Raw genomic sequence first — 16,521 nt, 5'->3', positions numbered from 1 at the left:
CAATCCTTCGAACACATAGCCTATCTGACAGAGGAAATTACGGAATGGCAACAGTCACATTTATCGGTCTTGGCGTCATGGGTTACCCGATGGCGGGTCACCTGAAGACTCGTGGGGGCCATGACGTCACCGTCTTCAACCGCAATGGCGAAAAGGCGAAGAAGTGGGCTGATGCGTTTCACGGCAACCATGCACCGACCCCCGGAGAAGCCGCTGCCGACAAGGATTTTGTCTTCTGCTGCGTCGGAAACGATGACGATCTGCGGGCTGTCACCACAGGCGAGAACGGCGCGTTCCATACGATGAAGAAGGGCGCGATCTTTGTCGATCACACGACCGCATCGGCGGAAGTGGCGCGTGAACTCGATGCGGAAGCGCGCAAGCGCGGCTTCCATTTTCTCGACGCGCCGGTCTCCGGCGGCCAGGCCGGCGCCGAAAATGGTGTCCTCACCGTCATGGTCGGCGGCGAATCGGACGCCTTCGACCGGGCAAAGCCGGTCATCGAATCCTTTGCCAGAATGGTCGGCCTCATGGGTCCAGCCGGGGCGGGCCAGCTCACCAAGATGATCAACCAGATCTGCATTGCCGGTCTGGTGCAGGGGCTGGCCGAAGGCATTCATTTCGGCAAGAAGGCTGGCCTTGATATCGAGAAGGTCATCGAGGTCATTTCCAAGGGCGCCGCAGGCTCATGGCAGATGGAAAACCGCCACAAGACCATGAACGCCGGAAAATACGATTTCGGCTTTGCCGTCGACTGGATGCGCAAGGATCTGGGCATCTGCCTCGACGAGGCCGACCGCAACGGCGCGCAGCTGCCCGTCACCGCATTGGTCGACCAGTTCTACAAGCAGGTGCAGACCATGGGCGGGAACCGCTGGGATACATCGTCCCTGCTCGCACGGCTGGAGAAATAGCCGGACCGGGACATCGGCCTGAGAGATCGGGCCGATTCCCAGGCAGCGCCTACCGGGCGCGCGAAATATGCGCCGCCAGATCAAGGCAACGGCAGGCATAGCCCCATTCGTTGTCGTACCAGGCGACGAGCTTGGTCAACCCGCCCTCGATCTGCATGCCGGCAAGCGCGTCGAAGATCGACGAATGCGGATTGCCGCGCATGTCGGTGGAGACGACGGGTTCGTCGCAATAGGCGAGAATTCCGGCCATCGCATTCGCCGCCTGCGTGCGGATCATCGCGCAGATGTCCTTGTAGGACACGTTTTCCCTGAGACGGCATGTGAGATCGATCATCGATACGTCAGACACCGGCACACGCACCGCCATGCCGTTGATCCGCCCATTCAATTCGGGCACCACCCTGCCGACCATGCGCGCCGCACCTGTTGTCGCCGGGATGATGTTCTCGAGGATGCCGCGCCCGAAACGCCAGTCCTTGCGCGCCACGCCGTCGACCGTGTTCTGGCTTGACGTTGTGGCGTGAACCGTCAGCATCAGCGCTTCTTCGAGCCCGAAAGCGTCGTTTACCGCCTTGGCGAGTGGTGCCACGCAATTGGTCGTGCACGAGGCGTTCGAGACAATGCTCTGACCGGCATAGCCGGCCGCGTTGACGCCCATGACGAAGACCGGTGTGTCGTCCTCCGGCGGCGCCGAAAGCAGGACCTTGCCCGCACCTGCGGAAAGGTGTCCTTCCGCGGCTTTTCCTGTCAGGAACCGGCCGGTCGCTTCGATGACCAGATCGACACCCGCCTCGCCCCAGCCGATCGCGCCTGGCTCCCGTTCGCTGAACGCCCTGACCGTGCGGCCATTGATATCAAGCGTGCCGTCTGCGGCACTTATGCTGCCCCGGAAACCGCCATGCACGCTGTCATATTTGAGGAGATAAGCAAGATGATCGGTTGGCAGCAGGTCGTTGATCGCCACGATCTCAACGTCGTCGCGCGCCATCGCGGCCCGCAAAACCGTCCGGCCAATGCGGCCGAACCCGTTGATGCCGATACGGATTTTGTCAGTCATCGATTGTCCCTTTTGTCCAGGCGGAGAAATGGCGCGCCTCATCTTTGAAGAGGGATTGCTTTCCGTGCCGCTGAATTTTAGACTACTTCGCATAAAAATATTTGCAACGAATTTATTGCGATACGGTACAGAAATGAAAGAGAAGTCCGCCCGCGGCCGTCCGCGCCAATACGATGCCAAGGCTGCGCTCGGCGCCGCACTGCTCGAATTCCGGCATCGCGGCTACACCGCCACATCGCTCGACCACCTGTCGGAGGCGACGAAAATGGCGCGGCCAAGCCTGTATGCCGCCTTCGGCAACAAGCGCGCCATCTATCTGCGGGCCGTCGCACATTATGTCGATGACAGTGCCGAGCGCTGGAACCGCGCCCTCTTTGGCGAGCGCTCGCTGGCAAAGGCGCTCAATGACTATTTTTTGATGATTGTTGCCATCTATTCGGAAGGTGACGACCGCCCGCTCGGCTGCCCCGTGCTCAGCGTCATCACCGGCGAGGCCACGGCCGACCCATTGATCGGCGCCGAACTGTTTGCTGCTCTCGCACGCACCGACGCGCGTTTCCGCGACCGGATCGCGGCGGCGCGCGATGACGCCCAATTGCCTGACGCGACCGACATCGATGCCATCGCCGACATGCTTGCCGCCCTGCAGCACAGCCTTGCACAGCGCGCCCGCGCCGGGATGATCCGGGCCGACCTTGAGCGCATCGCCCGCAACAGCATCGCGCTGATCCTCAAGGCCGCAGGCGCGACCACGGCGCCGTAGGCGCCATGACGGGCCTATGCGCCTGGGGCGGTCAGGCCGATTCCTTTTCGATGCTCATATAATCGAGCGGCAGTTCCGTCGTGTACTTGATCTGCTCCATGGCAAAGGCCGAGGACACGTCGCGAATGTCGATCTTGGCGATCAGGCGCTTGTACACGGCATCATAGGCGGCAATGTCAGGCACGACGACCCGCAGGAGATAATCGACGTCGCCGCTCATGCGGTAGAACTCGACCACTTCGGGAAACTCCTGCACCACTTCCGAAAAACGCTTCAGCCATTCATTGTTGTGCGCCCCGGTGCGGATCGACACGAACACCGTGACACGCGTATTGACGCGGACCGGATCAAGGATGGCAACGCGGCGCTGGATCACGCCATCCTCTTCCAGTTTCTGGATACGGCGCCAGCACGGCGTCGTCGACAACCCTACCTTCTTGGCGACATCAGCCACCGCAAGCGTTGCATCCTCCTGGAGGAGGCGAAGAATTTTTCGGTCGAGTCTGTCCATGATCTCTTGTCCCTTTGGAATGGGATACTTTATGGTCCGTAATTCCCCCACCGTACAAGAAAATTATTCTAAACTTTATAAATCTGAAAAAAATTTCATCCGTAAACCTGTCAAATTAGAATCCTGACCTTCTGCCGGAGCACAGGGAGAACGTTCTGCTCGAACCAGGGATTCCGCCGCAGCCAGCCGCTGTTGCGCCAGGACGGGTGCGGCAGGGGCAGAATGGCCGGCCCGGACGCCGCATCGAAATAGTCCTGCCAGTGAAAAACCGTATCGGTCATGCTGGCGCGTCGGCGCTTTCCCAGGTGGTAGGCCTGTGCATACTGGCCGATTGTCAGGATAAGCTCGACTTGGCGCATGGCGGCGAAAACCCGGTCGTGCCAGACGTGGCGGCACTCCCTGCGCGGCGGCAGATCGCCGCCATGCGCATCATAGCCGGGGAAACAGAACCCCATCGGCACGATGGCAAATTTGTCCGGATCGTAAAATGCGGCGCGATCAACCCCGAGCCAGTCGCGCAGCCGGTCGCCCGAGGGATCGTTGAACGGCAGTCCGCTGTTGTGAACCCGGATACCGGGCGCCTGCCCGCAGATGACGATGCGCGCGGTCTGCGACAGCACGCAGACCGGATTGGGCTCATGCGGCAAAGGCGGCAGATAATGTGGCGCATCCCGGCACAGGCGGCACGCCTTGATCTGCGCTGCAAGGACGTCAAGCGCCGCCGCTGGCATGTTCAGTGCCTCATGCCTTGGCACTCGGCCGGCTTGCAACGGCGTCGTACCAGCGTTTCACATGGGTGACATGGCCCGGCATCTCAATCCGGGCAGGCTTGAAGAAGTCGATGGCCACAAGCCCGGTAATATCGGCGATGGAATAGTCATCGCCCGCGATGAAAGCGCTGGTTGCAAGCTGCCTGTCCAGAATATCCAGGAATGCCAGGGCCTTTGGCTTGTTTGCTTCGCCCCATGCGGGAATTTGCGGCACCTCCCATTCGATCATCGCCGGGTGGATATGGCGGAAGGCCGCGGCAACGCTGGCAAACAGGTGCAATTCCACCCGCCGCTGCCACATTTCCACCAGCGCCTTGCCAACCGCACCCCGGCCGAACAGGGCAGGTTCGGGATAGATTTCCTCGAAATAGCGGGAGATCGCCACGGACTCGGTGATGACAGTGCCGTCATTGAGTTCAAGCACGGGCAGACGCTGCATGGGATTGAGCGCGGTCACTTCGGCCGAGCGGTGCCCCAGCGCGCCCATGTCGACGGGCACGAGCGGCACCTCGACACCCTTCTCCGCCAAAAATATGCGCACGCGCCGCGGGTTCGGCGCCCGTCCTCCATCATATAGTTTCACCAGATCTCTCCCAATTTCTGACGCACCCAGTCATAGACGCCATTGACGATATCGGCCAGCCGGTTCCGCGCTTCCGGCGGTGTTTCGATGTCCTGCTGGTGCAGTTTCCGCCAATCCTGCGGCCTGTCGAAAGAACTTTTCCACAGACCCTTTCGTTCCGTCCGCGCCTGCATTTCCGCGTCGCGGTAGTCGCCATAGGCAACGGCCTGTCCGGTCTCGACCATGGCGCGGTTGAGATCGGCATCGCCTGCAAAACAGGTAGCGAGATCGCGCCTGTACTTGTCCTTCCCGCTTGTCTCACAGCGGATGAACCGGCCATCGATCAGCCTGACCAGCGCCTGCCGCGCCTCCTGCCCGCAGGCATAGCCGCCCTGCCCTTCGCCGCAACGCTGGGCAAGTTCCGGCGCATCGATCCCCTTGAGGCGGACATGCTGCCCCGTCACGACCACCGTGTCGCCATCGATGACATAGGCCCTGCCGGTTATCTCCCGCACCTCGCGCGGCACCGACAACCGCGCCGCCAACAGCGCCACCAGAGCGAAGAACACCAGCATCAGCAGATAGTCGGCCAGTTTCCTCGCCAGCGAACGCGGCGGCTGCGCGGGACGCCTCCAGCGCTGGCGGTAGCGGCCAAAACGCCCGTTCATCGCAGCCTCACATCCATGCCGGTTGATTCTCCTCGCCGATTTGGCAGATTTGAAGGTCTTTTAATCATTTATGAATAGGCTTGCGATGCAATGCTGCCGGAGTGCAGACAAAACGGCGATCTGGAACGGGGCGCATGGCATTACTCGACGCAATCAGTGCAGACAAAAACATTGTTGACCGGCGAAAACTGCCGCGCAACAAGGATTTGTCCGTTGTGGTTCGCCGTGCCCGCGACCGTTTGATGGAACATGCGGGCATCAGGCATTTCGAACGCGAACTGCTGTTCATGCATACCCGCGCGCTGATCGTCAATGCGGCGATGCTGCCGCTGTTCATCACGCTGATTGCCGTGGCCGGCGTCCTCGCCGGCTTTGGCCGGGACGTGGTGGTCTGGGCCGGCATCACGATTGGCCTCTATGTGATCCTGGGCCTTCTCGCCCGCCGGCTTGAGAAAATCGGCATCACCAATGAACAGGTCAAGAACTGGCAGATCATCTATCTCGGCGGCCACTTCCTCACCAGCATGGGCTGGGCCTATTTTTCATTTCTGAGCTGTTCCACCTGCGGTATCAGCCTGTTTCCGGTCATTCAGGCGGTCGTCCTGATCCTGGCCATGGCCATCACCGCCATCATCTGCTCGGCCCTGCGCGCCGCCATTCTCGCGGCATTCACCGTGCCGGTCATCACCTATACGATCCTCGCCACGAGCCATCTGCAGAGCCCGATACAGGCGACGATGGTTGTCATGCTGTTTGCGGGGCTGGCCTTCTTCTATCTTGTGGCGACACGGCTTAACCGCTCGGTATCCGTCTCTCTTGCCCTGCAGGCGGAGAAGGACGCCCTGATTGCCGAACTTGAAACGGCCAACGCCATGTCCGACGAAGGCCGCCGCCGCGCCGAGGAAGCCAATCTGGCCAAATCCCGCTTTCTCGCCTCCATGAGCCACGAGTTGCGCACGCCGCTCAACGCCATCCTCGGCTTTTCCGAAGTCATGGCCAAGGAAGTGCTCGGGCCCATCCAGAACAGCACCTATCGCGAATATGCCGGGGATATCCATGCCTCCGGCGTCCATCTGCTCAATCTCATCAACGAGATCCTCGATCTGAGCCGGATCGAAGCCGGCCGCTACTCCATCAATGAGGAGCCGCTGCTCCTGACCGACATCGCCGAAGAATGCATCCACATGATGGATCTGAAAGCCCGCAACAAGGGCATACGGCTGCTGCCGCAATTCGAAACCGGCATGTGGCCGATGCAAGCCGATGAGCGTTCGCTGCGGCAGATCATCCTCAACCTTCTGGCCAATGCGGTGAAATTCACCCCGCAGAACGGCCGCATCGACATCAAGGTCGGCTGGACGGCGGGTGGCGGGCAGTATGTCTCGGTGCGCGACAACGGCCCTGGCATCCCGCCGGAGGAAATCCCGGTGGTCCTGTCCGCCTTCGGACAGGGCTCCATTGCCATCAAGAACGCCGAACAGGGCACGGGCCTCGGTCTGCCCATCGTGCAGGCGCTTGTGCACATGCATGACGGCGAGTTCCACCTCTTCTCCAAATTGCGCGAAGGCACGGAAGCGCTTGCGGTTTTCCCGCGCGCGCGGGTCCTGCAAAACATGGATTCCGCACCGAAATCCGCCGCCGCCAAAAAAGTCGCCTAAAACACTCAGGTTCAATTTATTGTCATTTGCGCGTTATACGGCACCCCGCCATTGCTGGCCCATTGCAACAGGTTCACATGGGGAAGCTTTATGAACGCAAATGGAAACAACCGTCCTCTGATCATTCCGGCTCTTGGCGGAATCTACACCGGTCTCGCACAAGTCTCGGAAACCCTTCTGCGCGTCATCACAGGCGGCGCACTTGTCGTGCACGGTTCAGGCAAGATCACCAGCCCGTTCGGCGCCATCGACATGGTCGAGGGGCTGGGCTTTTATCCCGGCGTGTTCTGGTCGCCCTTGCTGGCGGCGACGGAGTTTTTCGGCGGCATCCTGCTGGTGCTCGGTTTGCTGACACGCCCGGCAGCCTTCGCCACCACAATCGTGCTGGCCGTGACGGTCTATTTCCACTGGATCGTGCAGGGACAGGGCTGGGCAGGGTCGGAAAAGTCCATCCTGTGGACGGCAATCCTGTTCTTCTTCGTCATCCGCGGCGCCAGCAATCATTCAGTCGACGCAAAAATCGGCAAGGAATTCTAGCCGCCATTATACCACCGGCACGCGCCTCGCGTGCCGGTGGCATCGTCCCGTTCACTCAGGCGGCAAACCGCGCGATCACCATGCAGACGGCGGTGACCGCCAGCAGACCGGCTGCGATGCGGTGGGATATTTCCGGCCTTCTGCGCAATGCACCCTGCACACCCGCGGCGGCAATGGCGGTGAATATGCCGATCCCGAGAACCGTCTCCGAGCCTGACAGCCAGCTGCCGTGGTAAAGCGCCAGCAGCGTGGCGCCGCTCAGAAAGGCCACGGTTGCCGCGCCCATTTGCGGCCGGAAGAACTGCTGGCTCCCCGCACCGCCGGTGCGCGCAAGCGTAAATGTCGACCCCGCCCAAAAGATTGATGACAAGACGTGAATGGCGAGCAAAATCATCAGAAAGACTGGCATGATGAACCTCCCTGTTGGTGATTGACGCGCTTGGGTACCTTGATGGACGCGTCCGGATAATATATAGATATCTAATCATTCGATGTCAAAGGAATATGATGGAACCCGCGCACACACCCATCGGATTGCTGCTGGCGCGCGCCGCCAAAACCGCCTCCCGTGCCTTCGACGACGCTCTGGCTGCCGAGGGCGGGTCGATACCGGTCTGGCTCGTCCTGCTGGCGCTGATGCGTGGCGGGCACCGGATGCAATCGGAATTGGCCGATGAGGTCGGCATTCAGGGACCGACGCTGACGCATCATTTGAATGGCATGGAGAATGCAGGTCTTTTGCTGCGCCAGCGCGCGCCGGACAACCGGCGTATCCACCGGATCGAGCTGACCGATACCGGGCGCGCCATGTTTCATCGCCTGCGGGGTGTCGCCATGGCCTATGATGCGCGGCTGCGCTCGGGCTTTACGGAAGCGGAACTGGACATGTTGCGGAATTTGCTGGAGCGGCTGGCGGCAAAGCAGGCATCCTGACATGGACCGCTTGAGGACGCCGCACCATGGCAAACCCAAGGGTCAATCTTCATTGCCCTTTGTTTGCTGATTGTGCATTCTTGATCGCGCCCAGTTCATCTGCCCGCCGTGATCCGTAATTTCTACTATCGGGAATAGAATGCGAATACCAAGCACAACCCTAAGCATGTAATTCTATGGATTTTCCGCCACGGACAGCAAAAACGGCGCAGGTTTTTCCAGGTTGCGCTTGAACTTCGCGTACTATTGTGAATTTGTAACTCTAGATTGCATATTACGACTGTTTTCCGATTGTATTTTTCGTTTCGACTGACGCCTGTATTGGGAACAATGTTTACTGGAAGTTATATTTCATGTCTTTTCACGCCGCAGTTGCGACCGTATTCGCACGTTTGACGCGCCGCTTTAGATTTCGCAACCATCTCCTGCACAGTGGATGCGCCGCCTTGCTGCTGGCCGGGTCAGGGGCGATCGCGCGGGCTGACAGCAGAATTGTCGGCATGAACGATGTGCTGCGGATCAATGCCATTGAAACAGCAGAGACCGTCACGGTCAATGCCGGCGGCCAGCTGGAGATTGAAGCTGAAGGCAAAGTCAGCGACGTCATCCTGAACGGCGGTTACACCGGAGCTGCCGGCGAAATCAACAATGGGGATGGTTATGCAGTGATCAGAGCCAAGGGAGCGGCAGAAAGCGTCACCATCAACATTGGCGGCAAGCTGGACGTCGAGGCCGGAGGACAAGCCGGCGACGTTACGGTGAATAGCGGCGATGTGTCTGTCTGGGGCAAAATCGGCACGAGCACGATCTATATGGGCGGCAAGCTCGCCGTCCTGACCGGAGGCATAGCCGACAACGTCATCGTGCACCAAGGCGGCCTGCTTGAAAGCAAGGGTAAAATCAACACGGTTACGATCGGTTCGGGCGGCTTGTTGCGGGTTCTGGCCGGGGGCGTCGTCGATGACATCACCGTGCACGGCGCGGGCGGCGCGTATATCACCGGCCGGATCGGAAAGAGCAGTGTCGATGATAAGGGCGTATTGAAGATCAAGGCCAAGGGAATGGCGGGCTCCATCACGGTCAATCCGGGTGGCAGGTTGAATGTCGAGACCAGCGGCGGGGCGGGCGATGTCACGCTGACCGGCGGCGCCTCAGATACCAATGCGAGCCATGCGGTTGTCAACGGCACCGCGGGCGACATCACACTCGGCGGGAACAGCACGCTCAGCGGCACCGGTCATATCCGCAATCTGCGGGTGCTTGCGGGCGGCACGGTTTCGCCGGGCAATTCGGCCGGGACATTGCATGCGGACGGCAATGTCCATTTTGACCAGCGCAGCACTTTCAATGTCGAGCTGTCGCCAGACCTGAGCCACTCGGACCAGCTGGCCGTAACCGGCAGTGCAACTCTGCTGGGCGGGGTGGTCGAGGTTCGCATGGAAGGCGCCGGGACATTGCTGAGCCAGGAGCAGAGCGAGAACCTCTTCGACAAACACTTTATCATCCTGACGGCCGAAAAAGGTGTGACCGGGCGGTTCGACGCTGTCTTTCCGCATTATAATTACATCACGCCGTCGCTTGCCTATACCGACAAGACCGTCAGCGTGACATTTAAGCTGACAGCCCCCGCCCGTCCCGAAACGGCAGAAAAACCGGCAGTCGCATTAACACCCGAACCGGTGGAAGCTGACGGCTTGAAAGTCGATCTGCAGGAGGCCGAAATCGCCCCCGCCGAGGCAAAGACACAACCGCGCGAGGAGCAGATCAAAAACATCGTTCTTGTCGATGCGGTCACGCCGAACCAGAAAAGCACCGGCCATGCTGTCCTGCAGCTTGGCCTCGGCAACCGCCTGCTTGACACCGTGCTGTTGTCGAAGAAGGGCGACGTGCTCAACTATGACGCCCTGTCGGGTGAAGCCCATGCCAGCCTGCGCGGCGCACTGTTGCAGGATGCCGGGCTGGTCAGCGCAGCAGCGTCCGGCCGGATACGCGCCGTTTCAACCACGGCGCTGTGGGGGCAAGGCTATGGTGGATGGAGCCATGGCGCCAGCGATGGCAATGCCGCAGCCTATGACCGGAACACCGGCGGCTTCGTTACCGGTGTGGATTCTCTGATCGCCGGGACATGGCGGCTTGGCGTGCTCGCCGGTTACGGGTCGACATCGCTGCATGGCGCCGCCTCGTCCACCTCCGCCGACAGCTATCAGCTCGGTGTCTATGGCGGCACCAGCATCAATGCGCTGAGCTTGAGCCTTGGCACCATCCTGGCGCATCACGCCATCGACACGCACCGCAAGGTTGCCTTCGGTACGCTTGATGAGACGGAAAGTGCCGGTTATTCCGCCAACACGGTGCAGCTGTTCGGTGAAGCCGCCTACCGCATCGATACGCCCTATGCCGCCTTCGAACCCTTTGCCGCGGCGGCCTATACCCATCTGAAGACCGATGGTTTTAGCGAAACCGGCGGTATCGCTGCCCTGTCGGCGCCAGCGGCAACGACGGATCTGACCACGACGACGCTGGGGCTGCGCGCCTCACGCGCCTTCACGCTTGGCAATGCCACCACCGTCACCGCGCGCGGCATGGCGGGCTGGCGCCATGCCTATGGCGATGTGGCACCGCAGGCGCAGTTTGCCTTTGCCAGCGGCGGCGAAAGCTTTGCCGTCAGCGGCCAGCCGATGGCGCAGGATACCGCGCTCATCGAAGCCGGGCTTGCCTTCGATGTCGGCAAGGCCACCACCATCGGCCTCACCTATACCGGCGCGTTTTCCGCCCGCGCCAGCGACAATGCCGTCAAGGCTGATTTGACGATAAGGTTCTGAGGCGGGAGCCGAATATCAGCTGTCAATCCCGGTTGCTGACACCCGCCTGGTCGAATGTCGCCATGCCGCTGTGGCAGAGCGCCGCCGCCTTGACGATCCCCGCCGCCAGCGCCGCGCCCGTCCCCTCGCCCAGCCGCATGCCAAGGTCGAGCAGCGGCTTCTTGCCCAGCTTTTCCAGAACCTTGCGATGGCCGGGTTCCGCCGAGACATGCCCGAACAGGCAGTGATCGATCGCTTCCGGGTTGGCCGCATGCAGGATCGCAGCGGCCGAGGTGGCGACATAGCCATCGATGATGACGGGGATTCGTTCCGCACGCGTCGCCAGGATGGCACCGGCCATCGCCGCGATCTCGCGCCCGCCCAGACGGCGCAGCACTTCCAGCGGGTCCTTCAGGTGCGCGCCATGCAGCGCCACCGCCGTGCGCACCGCTTCGGCCTTGCGCTTCATGCCGTCCGTGGTCGCGCCCGTGCCGGGTCCGACCCATTCCTCCGCCGTTCCGCCATAGAGCGCATGGAAAATCGCCGCTGCAATGGTGGTATTGCCGATGCCCATCTCGCCGATGCACAGAAGGTCCGTACCACCCGCGATGGATTCCATGCCGAAGGCCATGGTGGCGGCACAGGTCTTTTCGTCCATGGCCGCTTCTTCGGTGATGTCGGCGGTGGGATACTCCAGCGCCAGATCAAAAATTTTCAGGCCGAGATCATTGGCAATGCAGATCTGGTTGATTGCGGCACCGCCCGCCGCGAAATTTTCCACCATCTGCGCCGTCACCGACGACGGATAGGGCGAAACGCCCTTGGCGGTCACGCCATGGTTGCCGGCAAAAACCGCCACCAGCGGCCGCGTCACCTGCGGACGTGAACGGCCCGTCCATGCGGCCAGCCACTCGACGATCTCTTCCATGCGGCCCAGCGCGCCCGGCGGCTTGGTCAGCGTCGAATCGCGCTTGCGCACGGCAGCGACAGCCGCCTCGTCCGGTCCGGGCAGGGTTTCGATGAGGGTGCGAAAATCGTCAAATGGCAGGCCAGTGGTCATGATATTCCTTGAACCAAGTCTTCATGGCAAATTATCGATGCACGTCCTATAAGCTTTGGCAGACAAAACGCAAAGGCCATCGGGCGGCATTGAATGTCGCGCCCCCGGCCGCTGGCTTTGCTGAACGGGAACAGGTCATGGAACTGGTGAAGGAAACAATGCGGGCGCTGGCCTTTCTGTCGCGCTGGCCCGTCTCGCCGCAATGGTTCGAGGATTATCAGGGGTCACTGCACGACACCGTGCGCGGCTTTCCGCTGGCCGGGGTGCTGATTGCCCTGCCCACCGCGGTGGTCATCCTTGTCGGACACACCCTCGACCTGCCGGAATTCGTCACCGCGCTGTTGCTGGTCACCGTCTCGATCATTGTCACCGGCGCGCTGCACGAGGACGGCCTTGCCGACGTTGCCGACGGCTTCTATGGCGGGAAAACCAGCGCGCGGCGGCTGGAGATCATGAAGGATTCGGCCATCGGCTCCTATGGCACGCTCGCGCTGATCCTCTCCGTGCTCCTGCGCGTTGCCTTCTATATGGATATTCTCAGCGATCTCAGCCCCCTCGCCTCCGTCGCCGTTCTGGTGGTAACGGAGGCGGCAAGCCGGGCCATCCTGGTCAAATTCTGGCAGATGCTCCCCTCCGCCCGCTCCGGCGGCGTTGCCGACAGCGCGGGCACGCCGACCGAAGACGCCGCCAATTTCAGCCTGATCATCGGCGGGGTCATTCTCGTGATCGGCTATGGCGCAGCCGGAGGACCTTTTGCCGTGATTGTTCCCGCCTGCCTGGCCGGATTGGTGTTTTATGGTTTTGCGGCCCTCTGCCGCGACAAGATCGGCGGGCAGACCGGCGATACATTGGGCGCCATGCAGCAACTGGCAACGATTTCGCTTTTGCTCGGGCTTGTGATTGCGGTCTAACTGTACCAAATCTGGGATATGAGCACCATCGAGTCACCCTGCATCCTCGTCTGCGCCATCGACATGAAGACCGGCTATTGTTTCGGCTGCGGGCGCACGCGCGAGGAGATAGGCGCATGGCTTACGATGACGCCGGATGACCGCCGGACTGTCATGGCCGGCCTTCCCGCCCGTCTCGACAGCATCGAACGCCGCCCGCGCCGCGAAACCCGGCGCACCCGCATGGCCCGCGAAAAGGAGGGTGGCATCTGATGCCCCGCCTGTTCTGGATCATCATCGCCCTCATCGCCGGAACGACCCTGCTTCTCATCGCCAACACTGGCAGCGGCACGACGCTGGGGCTGGCCAATGACCAGTTCGCCCGCCTTGCCTATATGAGCATCTGGGGCATCGTGATTGCCGCGGGCCTGCTCGGGTCCGGTATTCCGCTCAGCCATTTCCTGCGCAATATGGCCATGTGGCTGGTTATCCTGATGGCCCTGGTTGCCGGTTACCAGTATCGCTATGAACTGCAGGACATCGGCCACCGCGTCACGGCGGGGCTCGTTCCCGGCAGCCCGGTTTCCGCAAGGGACGGCGATGGCGCCGTCACGGTGACGCTGGCCAAGGCGGAAAACGGCCATTTCGAGGTCAAGGGCTCGGTCAACAGCGCGTCTGTCAGCTTCATGGTCGATACCGGCGCGTCGTCCATCGTGCTCTCCTATGACGATGCGCGGCGGGCGGGCCTTAATCCGGACAGGCTGGCCTACAGGACGCCGATCATGACGGCGAACGGTTCTGCCACCGCAGCCATCGTCATGCTGGATGAAATCCGGATCGGCGCCATCGTGCGGCGCAACATCCGTGCCATGGTCGCGCAGGAGGGCCGCATGGACGGCAGCCTGCTCGGCATGAATTTCCTCAACACCCTCAGCGGTTTTTCCGTGCGCGGCGATCGCCTGATCCTGTCGGAATAGAACGCAATCAGGCGGCCTGATCAGCCGATCCGGCCTGCACGGCCGCATAGGCACGGCGGATGACGCCGCTGTCCGCATCCGGCCTGTTGGCTTCCGTCGACAGAATCTGGCGCCAGCGCCGCGCGCCGGCCGCGCCGTGAAACATGCCGACCATGTGGCGCGCAATATGCGAGACGCGTCCGCCCTGGCGCACATGCGCGTCGGCATAGGCGCACATATGGTCGATGATCGCATCGACCGGTGCCGCCGGACGGGCATCGCCATAAATCGCCCTGTCGACGTCGGCGAGCAGCATGGGATTGTTGTAGGCGGCGCGGCCGAGCATGACCCCATCCACATGATTCAAATGATGAAGCGCCTCATCGAGCGTCTGAATGCCGCCATTGATCCCGATGAATTGACTCGGGTTTTGCCGCTTGAGCCGGTAGACGCGATCATAATCCAGCGGCGGAATATCCCGGTTCTCCTTCGGTGAAAGCCCCTTGAGCCAGGCCTTGCGTGCATGCACCCACAGGGCGTCCGCACCGGCCGCGAACACGCCGCCAGCCAGATCGTCGAGCGCCGGTTCGATATCCTGATCATCGACACCGATGCGGCATTTGACCGTCACGGGAATGGATACCGACCGCTTCATCGCCGCGACGCAGTCGGCCACCAGACCGGGCGTCTTCATCAGGCAGGCACCGAAGGTGCCGGACTGCACGCGGTCCGACGGACAGCCGACATTCAGGTTGATCTCGCGGTAACCGAAGGTCTCTCCCACCCGCGCCGCCTCTGCGAGCTTGGCCGGATCGGAGCCGCCGAGCTGCAGGGCAACGGGATGCTCAGCGCTGGAAAAGCCCAGCAGGCGGTCACGGTTGCCGTGGATGGCCGCATCCGCGACGATCATTTCGGTGTAGAGCAAGGCATGACGCGTGAACTGGCGGTGCAGCGTCCGGCAATGGCGATCAGTCCAATCGATCATCGGCGCAACCGCAAAGCGGTTGTGCGTGTAGCCATTGTTCTGTTCAGCCGTCATTGCCACGTCCGCATGCTCTCGATTGGTTGTCTGGTCTGCCAGCGCAATTCACGATTGCGCGGCGTGGCGTCAAAGGGGCGGGATTTTCGCCGCCGCCGCCACGGTTTGCGCCGCCTCTCATAATGCCCGGCAGCCGTTTTGTCCACCGGAGCACGGCTTTCGCACAGCAGCGCCAGCAACCGGCATCATAATCTTAGTAGCGTGATAAAACCGCAACAAGGTCTATCGAACCGCCGGTTCGGCATTTTTTCAGTTTTACACCGCCGTAAAAAACGGCCTAAAACAGATTTATCGATTTGGATGGAGGTTCTCGATGAACATCAAAGGTTTTCTTCTTGGCTCAGCAGCAGCGTTGATTGCCGTTACTGGCGCCCGCGCAGCGGATGCTATTGTCGTGGCAGAGCCGGAACCAGTTGAGTATGTTCGCGTCTGCGATGCTTATGGCAAGGGCTTCTTCTACATCCCCGGCACTGAAACCTGCCTGAAGATTGGCGGTTATCTGCGTTACGACGTTGGCGCAGGCGACAACGTCTACAGCGGTGGCGAGTTCGGCACCTGGAACAAGCATCTGCGCACCGAAATCCGCTTCGATGCCCGTTCGGAAACCGAACTCGGCACATTGCGCTCCTACATCCAGACCCGTTTCGAATACACCAATGGCGTGAACAGCGGCGGCACCATTCCGCAGGCCTTCATCGAGCTTGGCGGCTTCCGCATCGGTGTTGCCGATGAAATCTTCGGCTCGTGGACCAATTATGCCGGCAACATCATCAATGACGATGTGATCAACTACAACAGCTGGGCAACCAATCAGGTCAGCTATACCTATGCTGCGGGCAATGGCTTGTCGCTGATCGTCGCCGCCGAACAGGGTTCGACCAATGACGGCTATTCCGGCTATGTCATCGACAGCTACCTGCCGCACCTGATGGGCGGTGTGAAGTTCGAGCAGGGCTGGGGCGGCGTCAGTGCCATCGGCGGTTATGACTCCAATGTGGAAGAATTCGCCGGCAAGCTGCGCTTTGACCTCAAGTTCACCGACACGTTCTCCGCTTTCGTCATGGGCGGCTATCAGTCCGGTTACGACACCACCCGCGTCAACCGCAACTTCCTTGCGCCATGGCATGGTGACTGGGCTGCCTGGGGCGGACTGGCCGCCAAGGTTTCCGACAAGGCAACCGTCAATGGCCTCGTGGGTTACGAATCGGAAGGCACCGTCGCTGCGGCTTTGAACGTTGCCTACGAACTCGTCCCCGGCTTCACGATCACGCCGGAAGTGAATTACACCAAGTTTGACGGCGACCGGAAGGACACCTCGCTGGCCAATGGCGGCAAGGATGATGCTTTCGGCGGCACGATCCGCTTCCAGCGCAATTTCTAAGGCGACTGAAGAATAGAAAAA

Annotated in this window: 18 protein-coding genes; 10 read left to right on the top strand and 8 right to left on the bottom strand. The window is 61.1% G+C overall.

The features are described from left to right. The first annotated feature begins 44 nt into the window (after positions 1–44). A complete protein-coding gene (locus C5750_RS03045) occupies positions 45–914 on the top strand; it encodes an NAD(P)-dependent oxidoreductase (RefSeq protein ID WP_105732371.1) in 870 nt (289 codons plus the stop codon). 49 nt (positions 915–963) lie between these two features. On the opposite strand, the gene gap is transcribed toward C5750_RS03045, so the two are convergent. After that, positions 964–1,971 carry a type I glyceraldehyde-3-phosphate dehydrogenase gene (gene gap / locus C5750_RS03040; RefSeq protein ID WP_105732370.1) on the bottom strand — a complete coding sequence of 336 codons (1,008 nt, stop codon included), beginning with the start codon at positions 1,969–1,971 and terminating at the stop codon, positions 964–966. Between the two features lie 133 nt (positions 1,972–2,104). Here gap and C5750_RS03035 point away from each other — a divergent pair, with 133 nt between their 5' ends. After that, on the top strand, positions 2,105–2,734 hold the full coding sequence (locus C5750_RS03035; RefSeq protein ID WP_158531235.1) for a TetR/AcrR family transcriptional regulator: 630 nt from the start codon (positions 2,105–2,107) through the stop codon (positions 2,732–2,734). Positions 2,735–2,765: 31 nt separating this feature from the next. On the opposite strand, the gene C5750_RS03030 is transcribed toward C5750_RS03035, so the two are convergent. The 4 genes from C5750_RS03030 to C5750_RS03015 all read right to left on the bottom strand — a co-directional run bounded on the left by C5750_RS03030 (position 2,766) and on the right by C5750_RS03015 (position 5,245). Further along, a complete protein-coding gene (locus C5750_RS03030) occupies positions 2,766–3,245 on the bottom strand; it encodes an Lrp/AsnC family transcriptional regulator (protein ID WP_105732368.1) in 480 nt (159 codons plus the stop codon). Positions 3,246–3,355: 110 nt separating this feature from the next. Further along, a complete protein-coding gene (locus tag C5750_RS03025) occupies positions 3,356–3,976 on the bottom strand; it encodes a uracil-DNA glycosylase family protein (protein ID WP_105732367.1) in 621 nt (206 codons plus the stop codon). 10 nt (positions 3,977–3,986) lie between these two features. Further along, positions 3,987–4,598, bottom strand: coding sequence for a glutathione S-transferase family protein (locus tag C5750_RS03020; RefSeq protein WP_105732366.1), 612 nt, complete (start codon positions 4,596–4,598; stop codon positions 3,987–3,989). Next, positions 4,595–5,245: a thermonuclease family protein gene (locus C5750_RS03015; RefSeq protein WP_105732365.1), complete on the bottom strand. Its 651-nt coding sequence runs from the start codon at positions 5,243–5,245 to the stop codon at positions 4,595–4,597. Before C5750_RS03015 ends, C5750_RS03020 begins: the two co-directional genes overlap by 4 nt. Before the next feature lie 134 nt (positions 5,246–5,379). On the opposite strand from C5750_RS03015, the gene C5750_RS03010 reads away from it, so the two are divergent. Both C5750_RS03010 and C5750_RS03005 read left to right on the top strand, forming a co-directional pair. Then, positions 5,380–6,903 (top strand): sensor histidine kinase, encoded by a 1,524-nt coding sequence (locus tag C5750_RS03010; RefSeq protein WP_105732364.1) that lies wholly within the window; start codon positions 5,380–5,382, stop codon positions 6,901–6,903. A 90-nt stretch (positions 6,904–6,993) separates the two neighbouring features. Then, positions 6,994–7,440 (top strand): DoxX family protein, encoded by a 447-nt coding sequence (locus C5750_RS03005; RefSeq protein WP_105732363.1) that lies wholly within the window; start codon positions 6,994–6,996, stop codon positions 7,438–7,440. A gap of 55 nt (positions 7,441–7,495) precedes the next feature. On the opposite strand, the gene C5750_RS03000 is transcribed toward C5750_RS03005, so the two are convergent. Further along, the gene (locus C5750_RS03000) at positions 7,496–7,849 is read right to left on the bottom strand and encodes a hypothetical protein (RefSeq protein ID WP_105732362.1); all 354 of its coding nucleotides are present in this window, start codon (positions 7,847–7,849) and stop codon (positions 7,496–7,498) included. A 95-nt stretch (positions 7,850–7,944) separates the two neighbouring features. On the opposite strand from C5750_RS03000, the gene C5750_RS02995 reads away from it, so the two are divergent. Next, entirely contained in the window at positions 7,945–8,373 is a 429-nt protein-coding gene (locus C5750_RS02995; RefSeq protein ID WP_105732361.1) for a MarR family winged helix-turn-helix transcriptional regulator, read from the top strand. 353 nt (positions 8,374–8,726) lie between these two features. Further along, positions 8,727–11,195, top strand: coding sequence for an autotransporter family protein (locus C5750_RS02990; RefSeq protein ID WP_105732360.1), 2,469 nt, complete (start codon positions 8,727–8,729; stop codon positions 11,193–11,195). Between the two features lie 22 nt (positions 11,196–11,217). Here the strand turns inward: C5750_RS02990 and cobT are convergent, their stop codons facing one another. Continuing rightward, on the bottom strand, positions 11,218–12,237 hold the full coding sequence (gene cobT, locus C5750_RS02985) for a nicotinate-nucleotide--dimethylbenzimidazole phosphoribosyltransferase (RefSeq protein WP_105732359.1): 1,020 nt from the start codon (positions 12,235–12,237) through the stop codon (positions 11,218–11,220). Between the two features lie 20 nt (positions 12,238–12,257). Between cobT and C5750_RS02980 the strand changes: the two genes are divergently transcribed. From C5750_RS02980 to C5750_RS02970, 3 genes are read left to right on the top strand one after another with little or no spacing between them, the layout of a single operon-like run. Further along, the gene (locus C5750_RS02980) at positions 12,258–13,145 is read left to right on the top strand and encodes an adenosylcobinamide-GDP ribazoletransferase (protein WP_105732358.1); all 888 of its coding nucleotides are present in this window, start codon (positions 12,258–12,260) and stop codon (positions 13,143–13,145) included. A gap of 18 nt (positions 13,146–13,163) precedes the next feature. Further along, positions 13,164–13,397, top strand: a complete 234-nt coding sequence (locus tag C5750_RS02975) for a DUF1289 domain-containing protein (RefSeq protein ID WP_105732357.1) — start codon at positions 13,164–13,166, stop codon at positions 13,395–13,397. After that, positions 13,397–14,101 carry a retropepsin-like aspartic protease family protein gene (locus C5750_RS02970; RefSeq protein WP_105732356.1) on the top strand — a complete coding sequence of 235 codons (705 nt, stop codon included), beginning with the start codon at positions 13,397–13,399 and terminating at the stop codon, positions 14,099–14,101. The genes C5750_RS02975 and C5750_RS02970 overlap by 1 nt, the downstream gene beginning before the upstream one ends. Before the next feature lie 7 nt (positions 14,102–14,108). Here the strand turns inward: C5750_RS02970 and dusA are convergent, their stop codons facing one another. After that, on the bottom strand, positions 14,109–15,119 hold the full coding sequence (dusA, locus tag C5750_RS02965; RefSeq protein ID WP_105732355.1) for a tRNA dihydrouridine(20/20a) synthase DusA: 1,011 nt from the start codon (positions 15,117–15,119) through the stop codon (positions 14,109–14,111). Positions 15,120–15,432: 313 nt separating this feature from the next. Between dusA and C5750_RS02960 the strand changes: the two genes are divergently transcribed. Beyond that, the gene (locus C5750_RS02960) at positions 15,433–16,500 is read left to right on the top strand and encodes a porin (protein ID WP_105732354.1); all 1,068 of its coding nucleotides are present in this window, start codon (positions 15,433–15,435) and stop codon (positions 16,498–16,500) included. The last annotated feature ends 21 nt before the right edge of the window (positions 16,501–16,521 follow it).

The sequence above is a fragment of the Phyllobacterium myrsinacearum genome (assembly GCF_002980555.1).
GTDB classification, from domain to species: Bacteria; Pseudomonadota; Alphaproteobacteria; order Rhizobiales; family Rhizobiaceae; genus Phyllobacterium; species Phyllobacterium myrsinacearum.
This window is presented reverse-complemented; position numbering and strand designations above follow the sequence as displayed.